The organism is Gordonia malaquae NBRC 108250 (genome assembly GCF_000344135.1).
GTDB classification, from domain to species: domain Bacteria; phylum Actinomycetota; class Actinomycetes; order Mycobacteriales; family Mycobacteriaceae; genus Gordonia; species Gordonia malaquae.
In genome coordinates this window covers 39,197-57,633 of record NZ_BAOP01000031.1, presented here as the reverse complement: position 1 = coordinate 57,633, position 18,437 = coordinate 39,197, and the positions used below count along the sequence as shown (strand labels likewise).

Annotated in this window: 15 protein-coding genes; 9 read left to right on the top strand and 6 right to left on the bottom strand. The window is 64.8% G+C overall.

The genetic code is table 11. The annotated features are described in order from the left end of the window. Window positions 1-8: 8 nt before the first annotated feature. A complete protein-coding gene (locus GM1_RS17220; protein ID WP_008380958.1) occupies window positions 9-1,298 on the bottom strand; it encodes a hypothetical protein in 1,290 nt (429 codons plus the stop codon). Window positions 1,299-1,503: 205 nt separating this feature from the next. Between GM1_RS17220 and GM1_RS21730 the strand changes: the two genes are divergently transcribed. Both GM1_RS21730 and GM1_RS17210 read left to right on the top strand, forming a co-directional pair. Continuing rightward, complete coding sequence (locus GM1_RS21730) at window positions 1,504-2,451, top strand: hypothetical protein (RefSeq protein WP_157436146.1); 948 nt, start codon at window positions 1,504-1,506, stop codon at window positions 2,449-2,451. Window positions 2,452-3,268: 817 nt separating this feature from the next. Next, window positions 3,269-4,594 (top strand): hypothetical protein, encoded by a 1,326-nt coding sequence (locus tag GM1_RS17210; RefSeq protein ID WP_157436144.1) that lies wholly within the window; start codon window positions 3,269-3,271, stop codon window positions 4,592-4,594. Window positions 4,595-4,621: 27 nt separating this feature from the next. Here GM1_RS17210 and GM1_RS22030 read toward each other — a convergent pair whose 3' ends face one another. Together GM1_RS22030 and GM1_RS17200 are read right to left on the bottom strand one after the other, a co-directional pair. Next, entirely contained in the window at window positions 4,622-5,434 is an 813-nt protein-coding gene (locus GM1_RS22030; protein ID WP_008380952.1) for an HNH endonuclease, read from the bottom strand. Window positions 5,435-5,543: 109 nt separating this feature from the next. Then, the gene (locus GM1_RS17200; RefSeq protein ID WP_008380950.1) at window positions 5,544-7,415 is read right to left on the bottom strand and encodes a DUF2075 domain-containing protein; all 1,872 of its coding nucleotides are present in this window, start codon (window positions 7,413-7,415) and stop codon (window positions 5,544-5,546) included. 244 nt (window positions 7,416-7,659) lie between these two features. On the opposite strand from GM1_RS17200, the gene GM1_RS17195 reads away from it, so the two are divergent. The 5 genes from GM1_RS17195 (at window position 7,660) to GM1_RS17175 (ending at window position 13,413) form a co-directional block, all read left to right on the top strand. Further along, a complete protein-coding gene (locus GM1_RS17195; protein ID WP_008380948.1) occupies window positions 7,660-10,116 on the top strand; it encodes an AAA family ATPase in 2,457 nt (818 codons plus the stop codon). Next, window positions 10,113-10,460, top strand: coding sequence for a hypothetical protein (locus tag GM1_RS17190; protein WP_008380946.1), 348 nt, complete (start codon window positions 10,113-10,115; stop codon window positions 10,458-10,460). Before GM1_RS17195 ends, GM1_RS17190 begins: the two co-directional genes overlap by 4 nt. Before the next feature lie 140 nt (window positions 10,461-10,600). Next, window positions 10,601-11,254, top strand: a complete 654-nt coding sequence (locus tag GM1_RS17185; RefSeq protein WP_008380944.1) for a Fic family protein — start codon at window positions 10,601-10,603, stop codon at window positions 11,252-11,254. Window positions 11,255-11,296: 42 nt separating this feature from the next. Then, window positions 11,297-12,880 carry a glutamine-hydrolyzing GMP synthase gene (gene guaA / locus GM1_RS17180; RefSeq protein WP_008380942.1) on the top strand — a complete coding sequence of 528 codons (1,584 nt, stop codon included), beginning with the start codon at window positions 11,297-11,299 and terminating at the stop codon, window positions 12,878-12,880. A gap of 164 nt (window positions 12,881-13,044) precedes the next feature. Continuing rightward, on the top strand, window positions 13,045-13,413 hold the full coding sequence (locus tag GM1_RS17175; RefSeq protein WP_008380941.1) for a hypothetical protein: 369 nt from the start codon (window positions 13,045-13,047) through the stop codon (window positions 13,411-13,413). Between the two features lie 146 nt (window positions 13,414-13,559). Here the strand turns inward: GM1_RS17175 and GM1_RS17170 are convergent, their stop codons facing one another. Then, entirely contained in the window at window positions 13,560-13,772 is a 213-nt protein-coding gene (locus GM1_RS17170) for a hypothetical protein (RefSeq protein WP_008380939.1), read from the bottom strand. Then, a complete protein-coding gene (locus GM1_RS17165; RefSeq protein WP_008380938.1) occupies window positions 13,769-15,076 on the bottom strand; it encodes a PspC domain-containing protein in 1,308 nt (435 codons plus the stop codon). Before GM1_RS17165 ends, GM1_RS17170 begins: the two co-directional genes overlap by 4 nt. Before the next feature lie 99 nt (window positions 15,077-15,175). On the opposite strand from GM1_RS17165, the gene GM1_RS17160 reads away from it, so the two are divergent. Both GM1_RS17160 and GM1_RS17155 read left to right on the top strand, forming a co-directional pair. Then, a complete protein-coding gene (locus GM1_RS17160; RefSeq protein WP_040520539.1) occupies window positions 15,176-16,432 on the top strand; it encodes a PspC domain-containing protein in 1,257 nt (418 codons plus the stop codon). After that, window positions 16,429-17,088, top strand: coding sequence for a LuxR C-terminal-related transcriptional regulator (locus GM1_RS17155; RefSeq protein WP_008380934.1), 660 nt, complete (start codon window positions 16,429-16,431; stop codon window positions 17,086-17,088). Before GM1_RS17160 ends, GM1_RS17155 begins: the two co-directional genes overlap by 4 nt. Before the next feature lie 80 nt (window positions 17,089-17,168). Here GM1_RS17155 and GM1_RS17150 read toward each other — a convergent pair whose 3' ends face one another. After that, window positions 17,169-18,383 carry a serine/threonine-protein kinase gene (locus tag GM1_RS17150; protein WP_040520553.1) on the bottom strand — a complete coding sequence of 405 codons (1,215 nt, stop codon included), beginning with the start codon at window positions 18,381-18,383 and terminating at the stop codon, window positions 17,169-17,171. Window positions 18,384-18,437: the final 54 nt, after the last annotated feature.

Below are 18,437 nucleotides of genomic sequence, written 5' to 3'. Positions count from 1 at the left end.
CAAATGCCCTACGCGACCGCGACGGGCGGGAGCACAACTAGCGAACCGTCTTTTGCCTGCACCATTTCGATGGCGACGTCACTCTGACGGCCGTGGACTGCCACTCGGTCGCCCATGGATCGCAGCCGCTGTGCCGTGTCCAATAGCTTGTCGACCGAGCCTGAACTGAACGTGAAGTCGCGGAACCCATGCGACCTGTCGAGTTGAAGTGTCGATAGGCGCAGACGGATGTCGTCGAGATTCGCGACGAGCATGTCGAGATTCTGAGCGTCCAATTTCAAAGCGTCGGTGAAGTTCTCGAAGAGGTTGCCCTCGTCCAACTGTGCATGCTCGACAGCCTGCAACACGATGACGCGGCGCTTGAGAGAAACCGCAAGATCCGCCAGTTCCATGTGAGCGTAGAACTCACTGTTGGGGTCGTCGATACCGTCGAAAGCGGCTGTCAGAGCAGGTAGCTCCACCTTGTCGCTCGGCAATGTGGCAAGGGCATCACGCCATTTTGTCGTGCGCCGTTCTGCGGCGGCGATCGCTGTGTCGATGACGTTCACTGCTGAGTCGAGACCAAGGGCCATCCCAATCTTGCCCTTGTCGAGCAGGATTCCCGTCGCCTTGTCGATCGCGCTGCGGCAACCGTCCAGCCGGTTCCGTTCGTCGTCGAGCCGCTCCTGGTTCGCCTTCGTCAGCAGCGCTTCGATCCGGTCGATGGCAGCTTGACGCTGGTTGTCTGCGTAGGCGCTAGCACCCGCTGCCAGGGTCAGAAGGATCAGCGGCGCGGCAACGGTGAGAGCGCCCGCACCGGCGACAGCAACGCCTGCTGTTGCAGCAGATCCACCGACGGCGCCTTTCGCGACAGGTACAAATGTTGCGTGTGCGCCGACGCCCTTTGCGCCGACGATCGCACTGTGGACGCCTCCCGCGACAGCTTTGGACGGCATGTGGCGCATGACTCCGCCGCTCACCTGAGCCGCGACTTTTGCCGGCACAACCATTCGGTAGAGCGTTTCGCCACTTGAACTCGCTGCTGACGCAACAACTTTCGAGCTGTCGGCGGCGAGCGTTGCAAGTTCCCTGGCTAGCGGGCTCAGACTGCCGAGAGGTATCCCTCGCGACACGTCGATGTCCGCAGGTTTCGGGTGAACCTCTAGCGTTGTGATGGGTGCCGCCGCGAGGACCGCGAGCGCTCCGCGCAGTTCATCGAGTCGTGTAGGAGTAAGCGCGTCGTCGAAGGCGATCGGCGATTCGCACTTCTTGGTACTCAGCATGTAGACCGGCGAAATGTCCGTCGTCGGCACGTTCACTGGACTCCCTCATGCATTCAGTGGCGGCATCGGATACTTCCCGCGTCGATGCTGCGCACACGATATCGCGCGGGTCTGACAAACCTGATCGCTCCATCAAACGAATGACAAGCACATGCGGAACCAAGTGAGTGAGGCGCGGAATGTCAGTGCCTCAGCCCTCGCTTCGGCTGTGAATGTCGGAGCTTGGTGGTTCACTGCGTCTATGCACCCCGCTGTGTTCGTTCTAATTGTCCTGCTCCTTGTCGTTGCCGTGGTTGTCCTGAAGACGTACTGGAACCCGACCGCGCGTCTTGCCGCGAAACAGGACTACTCGCCAGTGCGCGCGGCACAGCGCGCAAAGGTCACACGGCATCGAGCGCGAGCCACGGAGTGCGAGCGTATCGAGATGGAAGCTCGGGCGTCTGACGACGGCGTTGACATTCCTCACGGACACAACTCGGGGTTCGAGACGCTCGTCGTCGATGTGTGGAACGGCAACGACTTCACTCTGCGTCATCGTGCCGTTGGCCTGGGATGGCTTCCGTTCGTCGGCAAACCAGAGCATGTTGAGACTCCCGAAATCACGCGTGGACGGCTCGACCGCACGTACCCGTTGAACGGAGACGAGAAGCATCAACTAGCGAAGATTCGAGCGACTGATGGAGGTCGGATCGCACTGGCTGCAGCAGAGGTCGCGGCACACATTCACCGCTACCCCGTGTGGCACAGCGGCGTGTTTGACGACGTCCACTCCAGAGTCGATCTCGTCAGCGAGGTCACGTCATTGACGAACGCGGCCATTGAATTGCGTGATCAGACGCGTCTCACAGACGTGCCTGCAGGTAACGTCGGTCGAGACGATGAGATCGTCGCGGTCTATGTGCAGAAAACAGAACTTTTGCAGAGTCGGGCCGACGCTCTCCTTGACCGCCTGCGCGCGCTTGACGACCTTCGTGGCGTAGTTGCGCAGATCCAGCAAGAGCAAAACAAGTACGACTGGCTCGACCGGGCGAACACAATCGACGACATCAACACCGCAGCGGACGCCGTCGCGGATTCACTTCATGCCGTTGATTTGCGGGACCGCGCACGAGCATCGGAGGCGGTTGCTCGAATCTATGCGGCGCAGAACAAGGGCCCGTGGCCGTCGTACGGCGGAGATTGGACTTAGGCGCGCAAGTTTCGAACCAGCAGTAAGGACACTGACGGCTACTCGGGCCGCGGGACGTCCTTCGATCGGATGGACTCGCGCTGCTAGCTTCCCTCTGGCTGAGAACCCGGTCAGACTCTCGCGGTGGACTTCACGGAGATCGCCCGGTATCGCATCGTTCGCCGACTCGGCGCGGGCTGATGTTCGATTTCGAACGCCGGATCGCCGGCGCGCAACTTCGGAATCGGCTAGGGAAGGGCATGCTGTGCGCAGCAGTTTGAGGGCCGGAGCGGTCAGATACATCGAGGCCATGCGGGCGGCAGGTCGAGGAATCGATGATCCGAATCACCATCTCGCACGCTTCCATCCGGTCCAGGGCAGAACTGAGACGTTGACGCTGCCCGAGCCGCACGGATTCAATCCGCTGATCGGTCTTGGCTACCGTCCGGGCTTCGACTGCGTCGTGTATCAGCAGCACCTGCCTGGTCCGGGTGGGTTGTCGGTGAGAGCATTCATCGTCTGTAGCGACGGTTCGAACGCGGTCTGCTTCGTAACAGAGGATGAGCCGATCGAGCTGAGTGACGGCGGTCTCGACTCGTTCCCTGAACTGCGAATGGTCCTCGAGAAGCTGATGTTCGGTCGAGTGCTCGTATCGGCGGATCATTCACCGCTTGCCTGGTTGGTGCAGGCCAGCGTCGCCGCGGTCACCGGTGCCACGGCATCGAGCGGAGTGGACGATGGTGAGGACGCTCGGTGGCTGATCGACCAGTTCATGTTTCGGGAAGTCGCGCAACGGCTGTCGGCGATCAGGGCAGCGCGAAATCCGATGAGCACTCTCATGCCGGTCCAGCGCGTGCGCGAGTCGATTCTTGACGCACTCGGAGTTCTCGACGGCCTGCAGTGGTCGGACCTCGACGCAGTGACGCTGGCGCCCGCCATGCAGATTCCTTCGGACGACGCGTGGTGGTGGGGAGCGCAAGGACTGGTCGAGCTGGAGTATGTCTCGATGCCGCGGATGGCCGATGCCGTCACTTTCCTGACTGACAAGTACCCGCAGGCTCTGGAGGCGCTGACCACGACACTCGCCGACTTTGACGCTCGTGTGGATGCTGGGGCGGCGCGGCAATTGGCTGGGGTTCGCCAGATGCAGGGCTATATTCGGCATCAGTTCGCGGCGGCGCTGGTCGATGGGCACCCGGGGTCGGTGGTGTACGGCTACCAGAACGAGGCCGACGGGACCGCGCACGTGATCGCACGCCATCCCGTGCCGGATTCCGCTGATCGCACAGGCCCCGATTTCACACAGGTGCCGGACCTCTACGGCGCCGACGGGGTCCTGTGGATCACGCAGTATCCGAGCCAGGGGATGAACTGGTGGGCAGGGTTCCTCGAACGTGACGGGCACTCAGGAATCACCTCTGGCGCCGCGGATCAAGGTGCCGAGTTCGGCTACCTGCTGGACGATCCGGCATTGCTCGCGGCGATGCGGCGAGTGCTGACGGGGGAGGCCGTACGCGAACAGGATCGGGTCGGCGTCATCGAATGGGTGGGGCGCTGCGCGTTGTTCGACCTCGTCGACGACATCGAACAAGGGCGGGCCAGGGAAACGCTTCTGGCCGCTCTCGACGACGCAGTCGCCGGTGACCCTGTTGAGCCGGCGGCCGGCGATCGCAAGGCGTTCGACGACGACATGCTGCAGCGATTCACCGACTTGTCGATCGATGTTCTGTTCGCACAAAAGGTCGCCGACGTGCTTCTCGCGCTCGCGAACCTGATCGAGGATCTTCCCGAACCCACCGATGATCCCCTTGAACTGAACGTGTGGTGGGAGGAAGTCGCGGAGCTGATCGACGCGTTGATCGATGAAGCCAGTTGGACCGATTACCCGATCGACGACCTTTCGGTGCTGTGGAACGTTCCCGTGGTCGAGGCGCGGTGGTGGGGACAGGAAGGGCTGGCCTATCTGCAGTCGCTGCACTTGGCAGATGCGAATGAGTCGATGCTGCGTTTGGCGATGCCAGTCCCCGCTGCGACTCCACAAATGCTGCGTCGTTGGCGGCAGGTATTTGCCCGCGTATGCCCTGTTCAGGATGACTTCATCGCCGAGCGCGCGAGGCTTGTCGCCGCATCGCGTGGCTTCGACAACGAGGCAGCCGACGCGTGACGGAGGCCCGGACACTTCGACTGCCTGTCAGTGAAACCAGGAGCACTCGCAGTTGTGTACACGCAGGTTGTCCTTGGCAGGTCGCGCCGCTCTCGACTTCGGCAGCCTGAGGGGCAACCCGTCGTATTGTCCGTACTCGGAGTCGAGAAGGTCCGGGTGAAGCCTGACGACATGCTGCTCGTCGACCGTGAGCAAGTTCAGATCGAAGAGCGTGTGGATATCCGAACGCAGAAGTATGCCGTTACTGACCCGGTGTGAGTGGCTTCCGCGATACGGCCGGATGTGTGCGGCCTCGAGGACATCTTCCACCCGTGAACCAGTGACCGCGCATGTCCGGTCGTATGCGTCCAACAGCGACTGTCTGAAGCGCTGTTGTCCGCGGCGCCTGTGAATCAAGGCGGAGATCTTCGTCCGGGTGTCGGGGTAGCCGGCCGCCGTAGCCGAATCCTCGGACTCGGGTTTGAAAAGAGCCCGGAGGTATTCCTCGGCGTCCGTCGGCACACGAATCTGGCCGTTCAGCGGTTTGGCGGTGATGCCAGTGTTCTCTGCCAAGTCTGTCCATGAAATGTCAACGATGGGCTCCTCGCTGACGATATCGATCGGAATGCGCCGCACGTATGGTCGGTCGTTCCACTGCGCGGGCGGCATGCTGTCGACTATGTCGATGGCATCGTCGGAGGCAACCGTCCAGCTGACCAGCGACCCTTTCCCTTGCCAGAAGAAGATGTCGTCGCCGGCTTTGACGTCTTTCCTGTTGACGATGTCCCAGAATCCGCTGTCGGCTGCGTAGCCCCAATGTTCCGGGTGTTCGCCTTTGATTGTGAAGATCCAGCTTGCCACGTGCGCATGCCTGTTCCAGGTTCGCTCCGGGTGGAGGCGTGTCCTGGACGGAAGCCTGTCGGGCCGTGCTCGTTTATCTACGGTCTATTCAGTTGTGAGTTCGAGTCGGTCAGGGATTTCTCGTGATCAGTCGATGCAAGGCGTCGCGCGTTTCGGCATCCGTCGAGTAGAGGACCGTCCCGACCATGCCTCGAGTGAGAAGCACCTTGTACACGTGCCGCACGAGGCGGTCGAAGCGGAGGTCCGACACCTTGGAGACGCTGCGAAAGTCGGGGTCGCGGTTCGCGGAACGGTCAGTTACGAACCTGCCGTCACGCCACAGGATGTCGGGTCCCAGGATGACGCCGTTCCAGTCGTACTCGAATCCCTGCGCGGTGTAGACGCATCCGACCTGGCCGAAACCGCCGTCCTGTGTCGCCCAGAGCGCCGACGGCGGCGCGTCGCCGACTCGCCTGTCGCCCTTGGTGTTCCATGGACGCGACCAGTCGTCGATCGCGACGTCGGGGACCAGTGCGCCGTCCTTCGGGTCGGACCAGGGCCAGCAGTAGCCTGCCGTCATACGGGCGGAGTAGCCGTCGTCGATCTTCTCGGCGAGGCGGCGCTCGAGGTCCCACGGAGTATCGGCGACTTCAACTGCGAACTCGGGAACGGGCTTCCATGGAGTGGGCTCGCCATCGGTGAGACCGAGGAGTCGCTGGACCCAGTCGAGATACTCGGCGCTGCCACCGCAGCGGAACTGGGCGTCGAGGGGAACGTGAATGGTGTCGAGTCCAAGAGACTTCGCGTAGGCAGTGATCTGGTCCAGCGATCCCATCTCGCCTGGGCGAACCACCTGATGTTCGTCGAGCAGGAACACCGGCACCCGCGCAGCCGAGATCAGTTCGTCGACCTGAAGTCGATCAGTTCGCAGTGCAGCCTTTGTGTAGCGATCGACGGACGTCTCCCGAATGCGATGAGCTTCGTCCATGATCAGCACGTCGAGGTCGTTGGCATCGGCGTCCATGAACTGGTTGAAGTACTTGAACATTTTCTGCACTCGCGGCGCGCGATGGCCTGCGACCTTGCGGAGAGTCTGCGTGAACGATCGGGAACCGGTCGCGTGCAGCACTGTGCGTCCCTGCCGAGCCAGTTCGCCGAGCAGTTCGAGAGCGATCACGCTCTTGCCGCTGCCGGGCCCACCGGTCACGATGACGACTCGCTTGGAGTTCGACTTCTTCGCCTGATCAACCTGATGTAAGACGAGGTCGACGGCCAGTTGTTGATTTCCGAGCAAATGGAACTGCGAACGGTCCCTGACCTCGTCAGCGGCGACCTTCAACAGTTGTCGCGACGGCGCAGCCGCAGAGTTGAGGAGGAGATCGGCGGACGCTTTACCTCCGGTGCTCGCGAGGCGGGAACGGAGGAAGTCGTGGAACTTTCCGCGGTCCGCGCCGGTGAAGACCCGTCCCGTCGTGGTCATGGGCACTGTCTTGAGATCAGCGAGCAGGCTCGGGTCATTCGCGTTGTGCAGGTAGGCCGCGCCGGCGAGCGCGTCCGGCTGGTCCTGAAGGACGCGTGCGAAGTCGTTGATGTATTCGCAGTATCCGCGGACCTGAAGAATCGGATTGAGTTTCGGGCCGCCTGGCATCCCGGGGACTTCGACGAGCTCGGTGCTGTCCTCGAAGGAGTACGCGGCAGTCCACTGTTTCAACTCGATGACCACATACGACGGCTCACCTGTCGTCGGATGGACACCGGCGAGCACAACGTCGGCCCGCTTCGACGTGAGCGGCATGTGGTACTCGATGAGCATCTCGACGTTCTCGAGCCCGGCCTCGCGCAGATCGGCAGCGAGAGCGGGAAGGCTGCGACGCCACGAGTTCTGCTCGGCCGCTCCAGCCCGGTGCCCCGAGGTGAACAACATCTGGCTCAGCAACTGCTCCACCAATGAATCCGGCTGACTCATCCGCGGGTCGGCGGCAGTCGTACGAAGCAGCGTCACTCAAAGTCCCCAAGGCAGCACGAATCGATTCGTGCGGGTGGGGACATGTCTGGGGACGCAGAGCGTCAGAAGTCCGTCGGGCCGCAGGTGTCAGGTTAACCGATTGCGAGGAACCCACATCGGGATGGCGGTCGTGTACGTGCACCCGGTGCCGAGGTGTTGTGCTTGGCGGACAGCTGTCACACCCTCATGGCATGGTTACGCCAGTTGTCGTGGATGACTCATCCGTGGAGAAGGGCGAAGTATGTCGAGTGACGCAACGTTGACGAGCACTGCCACTGTCGACGAGGTGTGGGATCTGATTGAGCAGACCAGCACCCCGGACGAGGTCGCGTTCACGGTCCTCGCCGCGATGTCGAGCGATGTCGATCTGCGCGCGCAGATCGGCGGAGCGGCGTCGCGAGAGCGCCCGGCGAAGGTCGCGGATCAGCGGCCCGACGCTGCCCTCGCATACGTTCGGGCGATCACCGTCGAAGGGTTTCGCGGCGTCGGCCCGCGGGCGTCGCTGGTCCTTGAACCTCGTCCTGGTTTGACGGTCGTCAGCGGGCGGAACGGATCAGGCAAGTCGAGCTTCGCGGAGGCCTTCGAGTATGCAGTGACGGGCCGAAGCTATCGGTGGGAGAACAAGAAGTCGAAGGTGTGGCAGGACGCGTGGCGAAACCTCCACCACGGCAGCCCGTGCCGGATCGGTGTTGAGGTCGTTCAGCAACCAGACGGTGCAGGAGGTGACGCGCAGCGGGTGCTGATCGCCGCACGCTGGGACGAAGGCGGCGGCCTCGATGATGCGACAACCTGGGTGCGCATCGCGGGCGGGGAGAATCAGCCGGTGTCCTCGCTCGGATGGGATCGGCCAGCTGAGCTGTACCGTCCGATCCTCAGCTACGACGAGATCGGCGGCCTGTTCGAGGAACGGCAGTCGGCACTGTACGACGCGCTCAACAAGATCCTCGGGCTGGACGAGATCACCGACGCGACCGCACGGATCAGCTCGGTGATCAAAGAGATCGGCGACGAGCGTAAGCGCGCCAACGGACTGCGGCTCGCGCTGCGCAAGGTGCTCGCGACCGCCGACGATCCGCGAGCCGGAACGGTCAACAAGGCGCTGGCGAGCAGGCCGTACAAGCTCGACGTGGTGGAGAAGGAGATCGCGGGCGCCGAGTCGCCGCAGCAGCGGCTCATTCAGGAACTGAAAGCGTGCGCTGATTCGGTCCTCGTGGATCAAGCTGCCGTCGACGCGGCGGTAGGCGGCTATCGGTCAGCGCTGGAACGAAAACTCGGAGCAGCGGAAACGGCCCTCGAACTGCTGTCCACGCGGACGACCCTGCTCCGCGACGCACAGCGTTACGTGACGGAGGCAGAAGCCGCGGACTGCCCGGTGTGCGAGACTCCGTTGTCTGCCGAGTGGCAGCAACGGGTAGCGGCAACGATCGAGGACAGTTCGCGAGCCGTCGAAGAGCACGCCGACATCATCGATGGGTGGAAGGCGGCTAGCCGACAAGTGTCCGAGCTGGTAGCCGACCTGCCGGATGTTTCACTCGACGGGTCGGGACTCGACGAGGTGGACGCCTACCGCGCCGCCGTCGCACGCCTTCGAGAGCTGCCCGAGCAGAGTGCCGTCGCCGAGCACGTGTCGGCCGAATGGCCGCGAGTCGTTGCTGCCCACGAGGCGCTGACCGTCGCCGCAGCGCGGCGAGCCGACGAACTGACAGATGCATGGGCGCCGCTGGTGGAAGAGATCGTCACGTGGCTGTCTGCAGAGAAGACGGCCCGTGAAAACGACGCTGCGCTCGACAACCTGAACGACGCGAAAAAGTGGCTGAACGACCACGGCTCCCAACTCCGTGATCAGCGGATGCAGCCGATCGTCGACTCGGCTCGGGACATCTGGTCACGGCTCAAACAGGAGAGCGACGTCGACCTCGGCGCGATCGAACTCCTCGGCACAGGCACCCAGCGTCGCGTCGCACTGACAGGCAGCGTCGACGGTGAGGACACCGGTGTCCTCTCGGTGATGAGCCAAGGCGAGCTGCACGCACTGGCGCTTGCACTGTTCATCCCTCGTGCGACAGTGGGGGACAGTCCATTCGGATTCCTCTTCCTCGACGACCCGATTCAGGCGATGGACCCAGCGAAGATCGACGGGTTCCTCGCGGTGCTGCAGGAGCTCGCGAAGACGAGACAGGTGGTTGTGTTCTCGCACGACGACCGTCTGCCCACCGCGATCCGGCGGCTGTCTGTCGACGCGACCCTGTTGGAAGTCAGCCGTGAGCCCGGGTCGAAGATCTCGGTCAAACGCGCCGAGGTCACCGCTGACCGGTATGCGGCCGACGCGTACTCGCTGATCCGCGACGAAGGAGTTCCTGCTCACGTCAAGAACGCGGCCGGGCCGGGGCTGTTTCGCCTCGCAGTCGAGAGTGCAGCGAAGCAGCGCTACTTCCACGAGTGCACCCGCGCAGGAATCGCGTACGCGAAAGCCGAGGAAGACTGGGCCAAGCTCATCGGGACGAAGGCGTGCGTCGCAGTATCGCTGGGTCGCGACCCGAAAGAGTCGTTGGGTGGATGGCAGAGCCCTCATAGTCATCCCCACCGGAACAACGTGATGGGCATCTGCACCGTTGGAGTTCACGAGGGCGGAGTTCTCGGGCTCGACGACGTACGTGATCTACGGAAGACGCTGCGAGATCTCCTGGGGTCGAAATGAGGAGCGTCGAGGCCACAGCTGCGCTCGGGTACGCCGACGCGTTGCTGTCGGGGCGAGTGATCCCCGAGTCCGGCAATGCCGCCCGCTTGGCCGCATTCGTTGCGCGCCAAGCTGTCGAATGGCTGGTCGACGCTCGGTGCGCTGAACTCGGGGCCGCCTGTCCGGACGCGAAGATGGCGTCCAAGCTCGCAGTCCTGAAATCGCTCGACGAGACCGACTTCGGTCCGACGATCGCCTATGCCTGGAATCGGCTCAGCGAATGCTGTCACCAGCATGCGTACGAGCTCTCGCCGACTGTTGTCGAGGTGTCGGCGCTCTGCGTGTCGGTGGCGGAGTGCGCGTGAGGTATGGAGCGGATGGGTGTTAGACGTGTCCTACCTACCGCTATGGGTCTACGGCTGAGCGATCTGTCAGACGTCGGCGGTATGGTTCGCACGTACTCGCATTCACTTCTGATCGCGAACGACGGGGAGGGATAACGGTAATGACTGAGCTCACTATCAAAGACCTCGCCGCAGTCGTGTACTCGTCAGGCAAGGTGTTCGACGGTTTGGCGACGGGACGCCTCGACACCGAGAACTTCCTCGCCAACGGGAGTCTCGAAGGGGTCGCGTCGCGCGCCGATCTCGCGCTCCTCGAAGATCTCCGCGACGCCGCGCAGTTCATCATCGACCATCGAGGGGCCACAGTCGATGCTGAGTTCGTGAAGGCCGTCAACGCAACGATCACCCGAAGTGGTGCACTCCATCCGGGCCGACTCCGGACGCGCGCGCAGCGGATTGGAGTGGCGACCGTACACGGACGGCATGAGCCCGACGCACTGTCGGATGCCGATCTGCAGGCTCTCGTCGATCGCGTCACTGGAAGTTCGGACGTTCGGAACCAAGCCGTGAACCTGTTCGTCCACCTCGCGAAGGCTCAGCCGTTCGAGGACGGCAATAAGCGAACTGCAGTGTTCGCGGCGAACGCGCTGCTGCTTGGAACGGAGGCTGGAGACCTGCTCACCATTCCCGTCGACGAGAATGATCCGAGCGTTGCCGCGGAGTTCAACGACGCTCTCGCGCGTGCGTATGTCTTCGGTGAGCACGACCGCGTTCTCGCTTTGCTGGAGCAGAAGGGCTTCGTCCAGCTGAAGTGACAGGGGGAGATAGTGCCACTATTACCCCTGTAGAATGCACCCGTGACGAACTCTCCCGCGGACCATCCCCGCCCAGTCCTGGTCGTCGACTTCGGTGCTCAGTACGCGCAGCTCATCGCTCGGCGTGTGCGCGAGGCCCGGATCTATTCGGAGGTCGTCGCCCACGATGCGACGCTCGAAGAGATCACTGCCAAGAACCCGGCGGCGCTGATCCTCTCCGGTGGCCCGGCGTCGGTGTACGCCGACGGCGCCCCGACGATCGACGAGAAGCTGTTCGACCTGGGCATTCCGGTGTTCGGCATTTGCTACGGCTTCCAGAAGATGACGACGGCGCTCGGCGGCGAGGTTGCGAACACGGGCGGACGCGAGTTCGGACGCACCAACTTCACGCCCAACAGTGAGGGCACGCTGCACCGCGGTCTCCCCGAGACCCAGCCGGTGTGGATGAGTCACAACGACGCCGTGCAGGTTGCACCGGAGGGCTTCACCGTCACTGGTTCCACTCCCGGTGCACCGGTCGCCGCGTTCGAGTGCGTCGAGCGCAAGATGGCCGGCGTCCAGTACCACCCTGAGGTGCTGCACAGCCCGCACGGCCAGGAAGTCCTGACCCGCTTCCTGTACGAGATCGCCGGTCTCAAGCCCACGTGGACCGCTGCGAACATCGCCGAAGCGCTCATCGCCGACGTCAAGGCGCAGGTCGGCGACGAAGGTCTCGCGATCTGCGGTCTGTCCGGCGGTGTCGACTCCGCTGTTGCCGCAGCGCTGGTCCAGCGGGCGATCGGTGACCGTCTGACGTGCGTGTTCGTCGACCACGGACTGCTGCGTGCGGGCGAGCGTGAGCAGGTGCAGAACGACTTCGTCGCCGCCACGGGCGCACGCCTGGTGACGGTCGAAGCCGAGGAGACGTTCCTCGGTCACCTCGACGGCGTCTCCGACCCGGAGACCAAGCGCAAGATCATCGGCCGCGAGTTCATCCGCTCGTTCGAAGGCGCCGTCTCCGAGGTTCTCGGCGACCAGGCCGCGGCAGGGAAGAAGGTCGACTTCCTCGTCCAGGGCACCTTGTACCCGGACGTCGTCGAATCCGGCGGCGGCAGCGGAACGGCGAACATCAAGAGCCACCACAACGTCGGCGGCCTCCCCGAAGACCTCGAGTTCAAGCTCGTCGAACCGCTCCGACTCCTGTTCAAGGATGAAGTGCGCGCCGTCGGCCGCGAACTCGGACTGCCCGAAGAGATGGTCGCCCGACAGCCGTTCCCCGGGCCCGGCCTCGCGATCCGCATCGTCGGCTCGGTCAACAAGGAACGCCTCGAACTGCTCCGCAAGGCTGACCTCATCGCCCGCGAAGAGCTCACCGCGGCAGGCCTCGACGGCACCATCTGGCAGTGCCCCGTGGTGCTCCTCGCCGATGTCCGCAGCGTCGGTGTCCAGGGCGACGGCCGAACCTACGGCCACCCGATCGTCCTGCGCCCGGTCTCCAGCGAAGACGCGATGACCGCCGACTGGACCCGCGTGCCCTACGAGACCCTCGAGATCATCTCCACCCGCATCACCAACGAGGTGGAAGACGTCAACCGCGTTGTGCTCGACGTGACGAGCAAGCCGCCGGGGACCATCGAATGGGAATGACCTCCCGCTGACCACACAGACGGCCTCCGCACCCTTTTGGTGCGGAGGCCGTTTGTGTGAGTGGTTTCATGCTGTGGCGGCAGGTCTGATTTCGACTCGACGCCTCGGCTGGCGCCTTGGTGTCGGCTCAACCAGCAGTTCGGTGGTCCGTTAGAGTCCGAGAAATGGGATTCTTCCGTAAGAGCGAGGCGCGAGATGCTCCGGCGTCGAAGCCGGGAACGCCGTTCACGTTTCGGGTCGACGACATGTTCACGATCACTGGTCGTGGGCGGGTGTTCACGGGTGTCGTCGAGTCCGGCGAGGTAGTGATCGGGACGTCGGCCGCTCTTGTGCTCGACGATCGGGTGCTGCCGGGTCGCGTGGCGCGGATCGAAGCTCGTCGACGCAAATCGCAGACTCTTCGTTCAGGCGAGACCGGGGGAGTGTTCCTTGACGGCATCACGACCGAGGACCTCCCATTGCGGCACTCCGACGGCGACATGCGAGTTGACGTCACGGCGCTCAAAGGCGCGCTGATTCGGTCGTCGGACTGACGGTCGTTGGACTCAGTTCGGGGGAGGGGCGCTGGACGCTTCGACTCGCTCCGCTCGCTCAACGAGCAGTAAGGGCGTCCTCGCAACGAGCAGAGAGCACCCACTGCTCGTTGAGCGAGCGGAGCGAGTCGAAGCGACGGACGCCCCTAACGCCGCCGCATGCCGGAGGCTACGAGGCCGAGACCGATGACGACTCCGACGGCGAGGACGGCCCAGGGGAGGGCTCGGGTGTCGCCTAGACTCGGGCCGCCCAGCAGGCCCCATCCCGCGACCATCAGCGCCAGAATGCCGAGGACCGCGAGGCCGGGGCTGCGGCGACGTTCGGCCGATTCTGCTTCGAGAGTGCTGTTCTCAGTCATCGGATCATCTCCACATCGCCCACGTTCACGTGGGCGTCGATTGTCAGGGTGGGAGTCTTCGCGTCGGGGTTGACGACGCCGTCCTTGCAGCTCACGTCGCCGACGGTGACGCTGCAGTCGGTGCGGACACGGATGTCGTCGGGCAGGAACACTTTGATCTCGCCGATGCCCTGGCGGATCGAGACGGTCCGGTCCCTGTCGAGCCCGTTCAGCTCACGCAGGTCAAGCGTCGTGGAGCCGATCGTCAGCGAGTAGTCGTCGCGCAGGTCGGACGACGTCGGGGGAGTCCACGTCCGCTCGCCGATGCCGCCGGACGGGAACGTCTCGCCGGGTCCTGCGAGCGCGGTGGTCGCGAGGACGGCGACCACACCGAGCGCGGCCAGCGGAATCAGACCCGACCCGCTGTGTCCGACGGGCCGACGCTGCAACGATGCGACCACCAGTCCGGTACCCAGCACGGCCAGCACCAACGAGGCGATTCGCCCGGGCGTCAACCACCCGACTCCGGCGAGGGACGCGGCCGACGTCGCCGCACCGGTCATCACGGCGAGCCCGAGGAAGATCGGCGTGACAGGCGAGCGCGGGACCCGAGGCGCGGGCGGTTGCACGGGTTCAGTCGGCTCGGGCAGATCCCACGCGAACCGGGCCGCGCCCAATGGATCCCAGGTCGGGGGCTCGTCGCCTGCGTCCTTCGTCAGCAGGACGGTGTCGGTCGGATCGTTCGACTCGCTTCGTTCGCTCACTGCGTCTCGACTGCGCTCGACGGACGTAGATGACTGCGCGACCGGCGGAGATGACTGCGCGACAGGCGGGGACGACTGCGCGACCGGCGGGGATGACTGCGCGAAGGGCGGGGAGGTGAGCTCGGCGGCAGACGTACCTGCCGGGGCGACGGGAGTCCGCTGGTAGAGGAGATACCAGCCGCCGGCCATCAGGACCGCGCCGAGCACGCCGCTGGTTCCCCATGCGTTCGGGGAGCCGATGATCGACATCGCGATCACCGCGATGATCACCAGCGGGATCCACCTCAGGTGGCTTCGATGCCCGGCGCGCGCCCACGGCGGCCCACCGTGCCACTGGTGCGCCTTGCTCTCGTCGTCGGCGGGCAGCGCGATCGCGGCGGCGATGTACAGCAGGATGCCGCTGCCGCCGAACAGCGTCGCGACCACGAAGGCCACCTTCACCAGCGTCGGGTCCACCCGATAGCGCTCACCGACACCGATGCACACACCGGCCACGGTGTTGCCGGAACGACGCCGCACGGGGCGCGTGTTCCACATGTCTTGGACAGTCGAAGCGTTCATGCCATTCATCTTGGCGATGATCGCGCCGCCATGAATCCGGCGAAACCCTGAGATGCTCCCTGATGTGCGAACCGGTCGCGACGTGCCACTATCGAATCAATGAGAAGAGAACTGCGCACGAGTACAACCGTGCCGCGACTGCATAGACGCAGTGGCGGCAAGGTGATCGCCGGTGTGTGCGGCGGCGTCGCCGACCACCTCGGCGTCTCCGTCTTCCGGGTGCGAGTCGTGTTCGTGGTGCTCGCGGCGCTGGCCGGGGCCGGTGTCATCGCCTATGCGCTGCTCTGGTTCTTCTGCCCGACCGGCGACGACACCGCCGCCGCGCCGCCGGGGGAGCGACGCCAGGCACATGGCCTCATCGTGATCGGCGTCCTCGCGCTCGCCGCCAACGGCATGGCGGCGACGAGCGCGCCCGCGCAGTCGATGCTCGCGATCCTGTTCGTCCTCGGCGGCGCCGCCATCGTGTGGCGAGAGGCCGACGTCACCGGCATCGCAACGTCGCAGTCGCGGACGCTCACATGGGTCAGGCTGGCGACGGGTGCGGTGTTCGTGATCGGCGGCCTCGTCGTGATGGTGACCGTCCCCGACACCGCGCTGGCGGGCATGCCGCCGATCGTCGTCGCGGTCCTCGCGACACTCGTCGGCGCAGTGCTGCTGACCGTTCCCGTCTGGATGCGCATGCTCCGGGCATTGAACGAGGAGCGTGCCGCACGCATCCGAACCGACGAGCGTGAAGAAATAGCCTCCCACCTGCACGATTCTGTTCTGCAGACGCTGGCTCTGATCCAGAAGCAGGCTGCGAACCCCGACACCGTCGCACGCCTGGCGCGCAGTCAGGAACGAGAGCTCCGCCAATGGCTGTTCGGCGACCGCGCCCGGCCCCGCGAGTCCCTCGCCGCGGCGATCAGCGCTGTCGCCGTCGAAGTGGAAGACGCATACGGTGTCGAGATCGAAGCCATCACCGTCGGCGACGTGACCCCCGACGAGATGCTCGACCCCACCCGCGCGCGCGGCTGGAGCGCACTCGTCTCGGCAGCCCGCGAAGCGATGGTCAACGCGTCCAAACACTCCGGCGCAGCGACGGTCGACGTGTACTGCGAAGTGGCCGACGACCAAGTGGAGGTGTTCGTCCGCGACCGCGGAGCAGGCTTCGACGTCGACGCCGTCGACCCCGACCGCCAAGGCGTCAGCCGTTCCATCCGGGCCCGTATGGAACGTGCGGGCGGCGCGGCACGCCTCAGTTCGACCATCGGACGCGGCACCAACGTCGCACTGACCCTGCCGCGCGCTGCGGGTGAGATCGCCTCCGCTACAACAGAAGACGCACCCGCACAGACTGATCAGGAGATCGCATGACCGCCTACCGTCTCTTCCTCGTCGACGACCACGGAGTGTTCCGCTCCGGAGTCCGAGCCGAACTCGCGGGCGAGGACGGCATCGATGTGGTCGGCGACGCGGGCACCGTGCCGCAGGCCATCAGCGAGATCGTCGCGACCCGGCCCGACGTGGTGCTCCTCGACGTCCACATGCCCGGCGGGGGAGGCGTCGGCGTCCTGCGCGGCGTGACCGATGCGCTCGGATCCGAGGCACCGGTGTTCCTGGCGTTGTCAGTGTCGGATGCGGCGACGGACGTCATCGCGACCATCCGGGCTGGTGCTCGCGGCTACGTCACCAAGACCATCAGCGGGACGGAGCTGGCCGACGCGGTCCGACGTGTCGCCGAGGGCGACGCCGTGTTCAGCCCGCGCCTGGCCGGGTTCGTCCTCGACTCGTTCACCGGTCGCTCCGCCGTCCCCGAACCGCACCTCGACCCGGAACTCGACTCGCTCACCAAGCGTGAACTCGAAGTGCTCCGGCTGCTGGCGCGCGGGTACACCTACCGTGAGATCGCCGAAGAGCTCTTCATCTCGGTCAAGACCGTCGAGACCCACGCATCCAACGTGCTCCGTAAGACCCAGCAGTCGAACCGGAACGCCCTCACCCGCTGGGCCGTCAACCGCCAACTGGGCTGACCTTTCGACTGCGCTCAAGGAGCAGGAAGGGGCCACTGCTTGTCGAGCGCCTTTCGACTGCGCTCAAGGATCAGGGAACGCTACACAGTGAGAACGATGATCCCGGCGATGATGGCCGTGAGCAGGACGAACAGGGCGAAGATCGCTGCGGCGAGGCCGGCGTTGCTGCCTCGCTGAGGTTGATGCTGCGGCGGGTAGAACTGGTACTGCGGCTGCGAGTACGGATGCTGCTGCATCGACGGGTTCGACGGGTACTGCTGCGGCGGGAGCGGCTCGGGAGTTGCGCGAGGCGCGTACCGGCCGGGCGGGGGTGTAGGAGTGCCGACGCGCGTGTGCGCATACGGCTCGGGTTTCTGCAGCATCACCGACGGCGCAGTGGGACGGACGCGCGTGTGATTCGGCTTCGTCGAGACGAGGCCGGTCAGGACCTTCTCCGACGTGCCGAGTTCGGACGCCGCGTATTGGACGAGTAGATCACGGGCCTGCGACATCGTAGGACGGTTCGCAGGCGACGGCTCCAGCAGGCGCAGCAGAATCGGTTCGAGTCCGCCCGCTCGTGTCGGCGGATCGATGCGGGCTGCCGCGGCGCGATGCAGTGTCGCGATGTAATTGTCGCCGTCGCCGAACGGTGGTCGGCCCTCGATCATCGTGTACAGCGTCGCACCCAGCGAGAACACATCCGACGCCTCGCCGGGTTCGTCACCGCGCGCCACTTCGGGCGCGAAGTAGGCGGGCGTTCCGGTGACGATGCCGGTCTGGGTGATCGACACGTCGTCCTTGACACGAGAGATGCCGAAGTCGGTGATCTTCACCAGGCCCGTCGCGCGCCCGCTGTTGGCGATCAGGATGTTCGCGGGTTTGATGTCGCGGTGGATGATGCCCGACGCATGGGCTTCGGCGATCGCGTCGGCGACCTGCGCGATGATCTGCGCGGCCTCGACGGGCGCGATGGTCTCGTTGTCGCGGAGCACATCGGCCACACTGTGCGACGGGAGATACTCCATCACCAGCCACGGCTCCTCGCCGTCGAGCGCGACGTCGTGCATCGACACGGCGTTCCGGTGCGAGAGGCGAGCGGCGATCCGGCCCTCCCGCATCGCTCGCTGGCGGTTGGTGAGAGCCTCGTCGTCGGACATTCCGGCGACCGACAGGACCTGCTTGACGGCGACGTCGCGGTCGAGGAGCTGGTCGCGCGCAACCCACACCGCGCCCATGCCGCCCCGCCCGATGCGCTTGACCAGGCGGTAACGGCCGGCGACGAGGTACGAGGGTCCAGGCTCGGCCGATCCGGTCATGCAGCCATCGTAGCCGGGGCCTGTGACAGTCCATTCGGACACTTGACGAGTCGT

What these genes read in the sequence shown, in the direction of transcription:
- GM1_RS17165 (WP_008380938.1), bottom strand. Translation starts at nt 15,076, where the DNA reads ATGAACGCTTCGACTGTCCAAGACATGTGGAACACGCGCCCCGTGCGG.
- GM1_RS17195 (WP_008380948.1), top strand. Translation starts at nt 7,660, where the DNA reads ATGTCGAGTGACGCAACGTTGACGAGCACTGCCACTGTCGACGAGGTG.
- GM1_RS17210 (WP_157436144.1), top strand. Translation starts at nt 3,269, where the DNA reads ATGCCGGTCCAGCGCGTGCGCGAGTCGATTCTTGACGCACTCGGAGTT.
- GM1_RS17190 (WP_008380946.1), top strand. Translation starts at nt 10,113, where the DNA reads ATGAGGAGCGTCGAGGCCACAGCTGCGCTCGGGTACGCCGACGCGTTG.
- GM1_RS21730 (WP_157436146.1), top strand. Translation starts at nt 1,504, where the DNA reads ATGCACCCCGCTGTGTTCGTTCTAATTGTCCTGCTCCTTGTCGTTGCC.
- GM1_RS17175 (WP_008380941.1), top strand. Translation starts at nt 13,045, where the DNA reads ATGGGATTCTTCCGTAAGAGCGAGGCGCGAGATGCTCCGGCGTCGAAG.
- GM1_RS17185 (WP_008380944.1), top strand. Translation starts at nt 10,601, where the DNA reads ATGACTGAGCTCACTATCAAAGACCTCGCCGCAGTCGTGTACTCGTCA.
- GM1_RS17170 (WP_008380939.1), bottom strand. Translation starts at nt 13,772, where the DNA reads ATGACTGAGAACAGCACTCTCGAAGCAGAATCGGCCGAACGTCGCCGC.
- GM1_RS17160 (WP_040520539.1), top strand. Translation starts at nt 15,176, where the DNA reads ATGAGAAGAGAACTGCGCACGAGTACAACCGTGCCGCGACTGCATAGA.
- GM1_RS17155 (WP_008380934.1), top strand. Translation starts at nt 16,429, where the DNA reads ATGACCGCCTACCGTCTCTTCCTCGTCGACGACCACGGAGTGTTCCGC.
- GM1_RS17150 (WP_040520553.1), bottom strand. Translation starts at nt 18,383, where the DNA reads ATGACCGGATCGGCCGAGCCTGGACCCTCGTACCTCGTCGCCGGCCGT.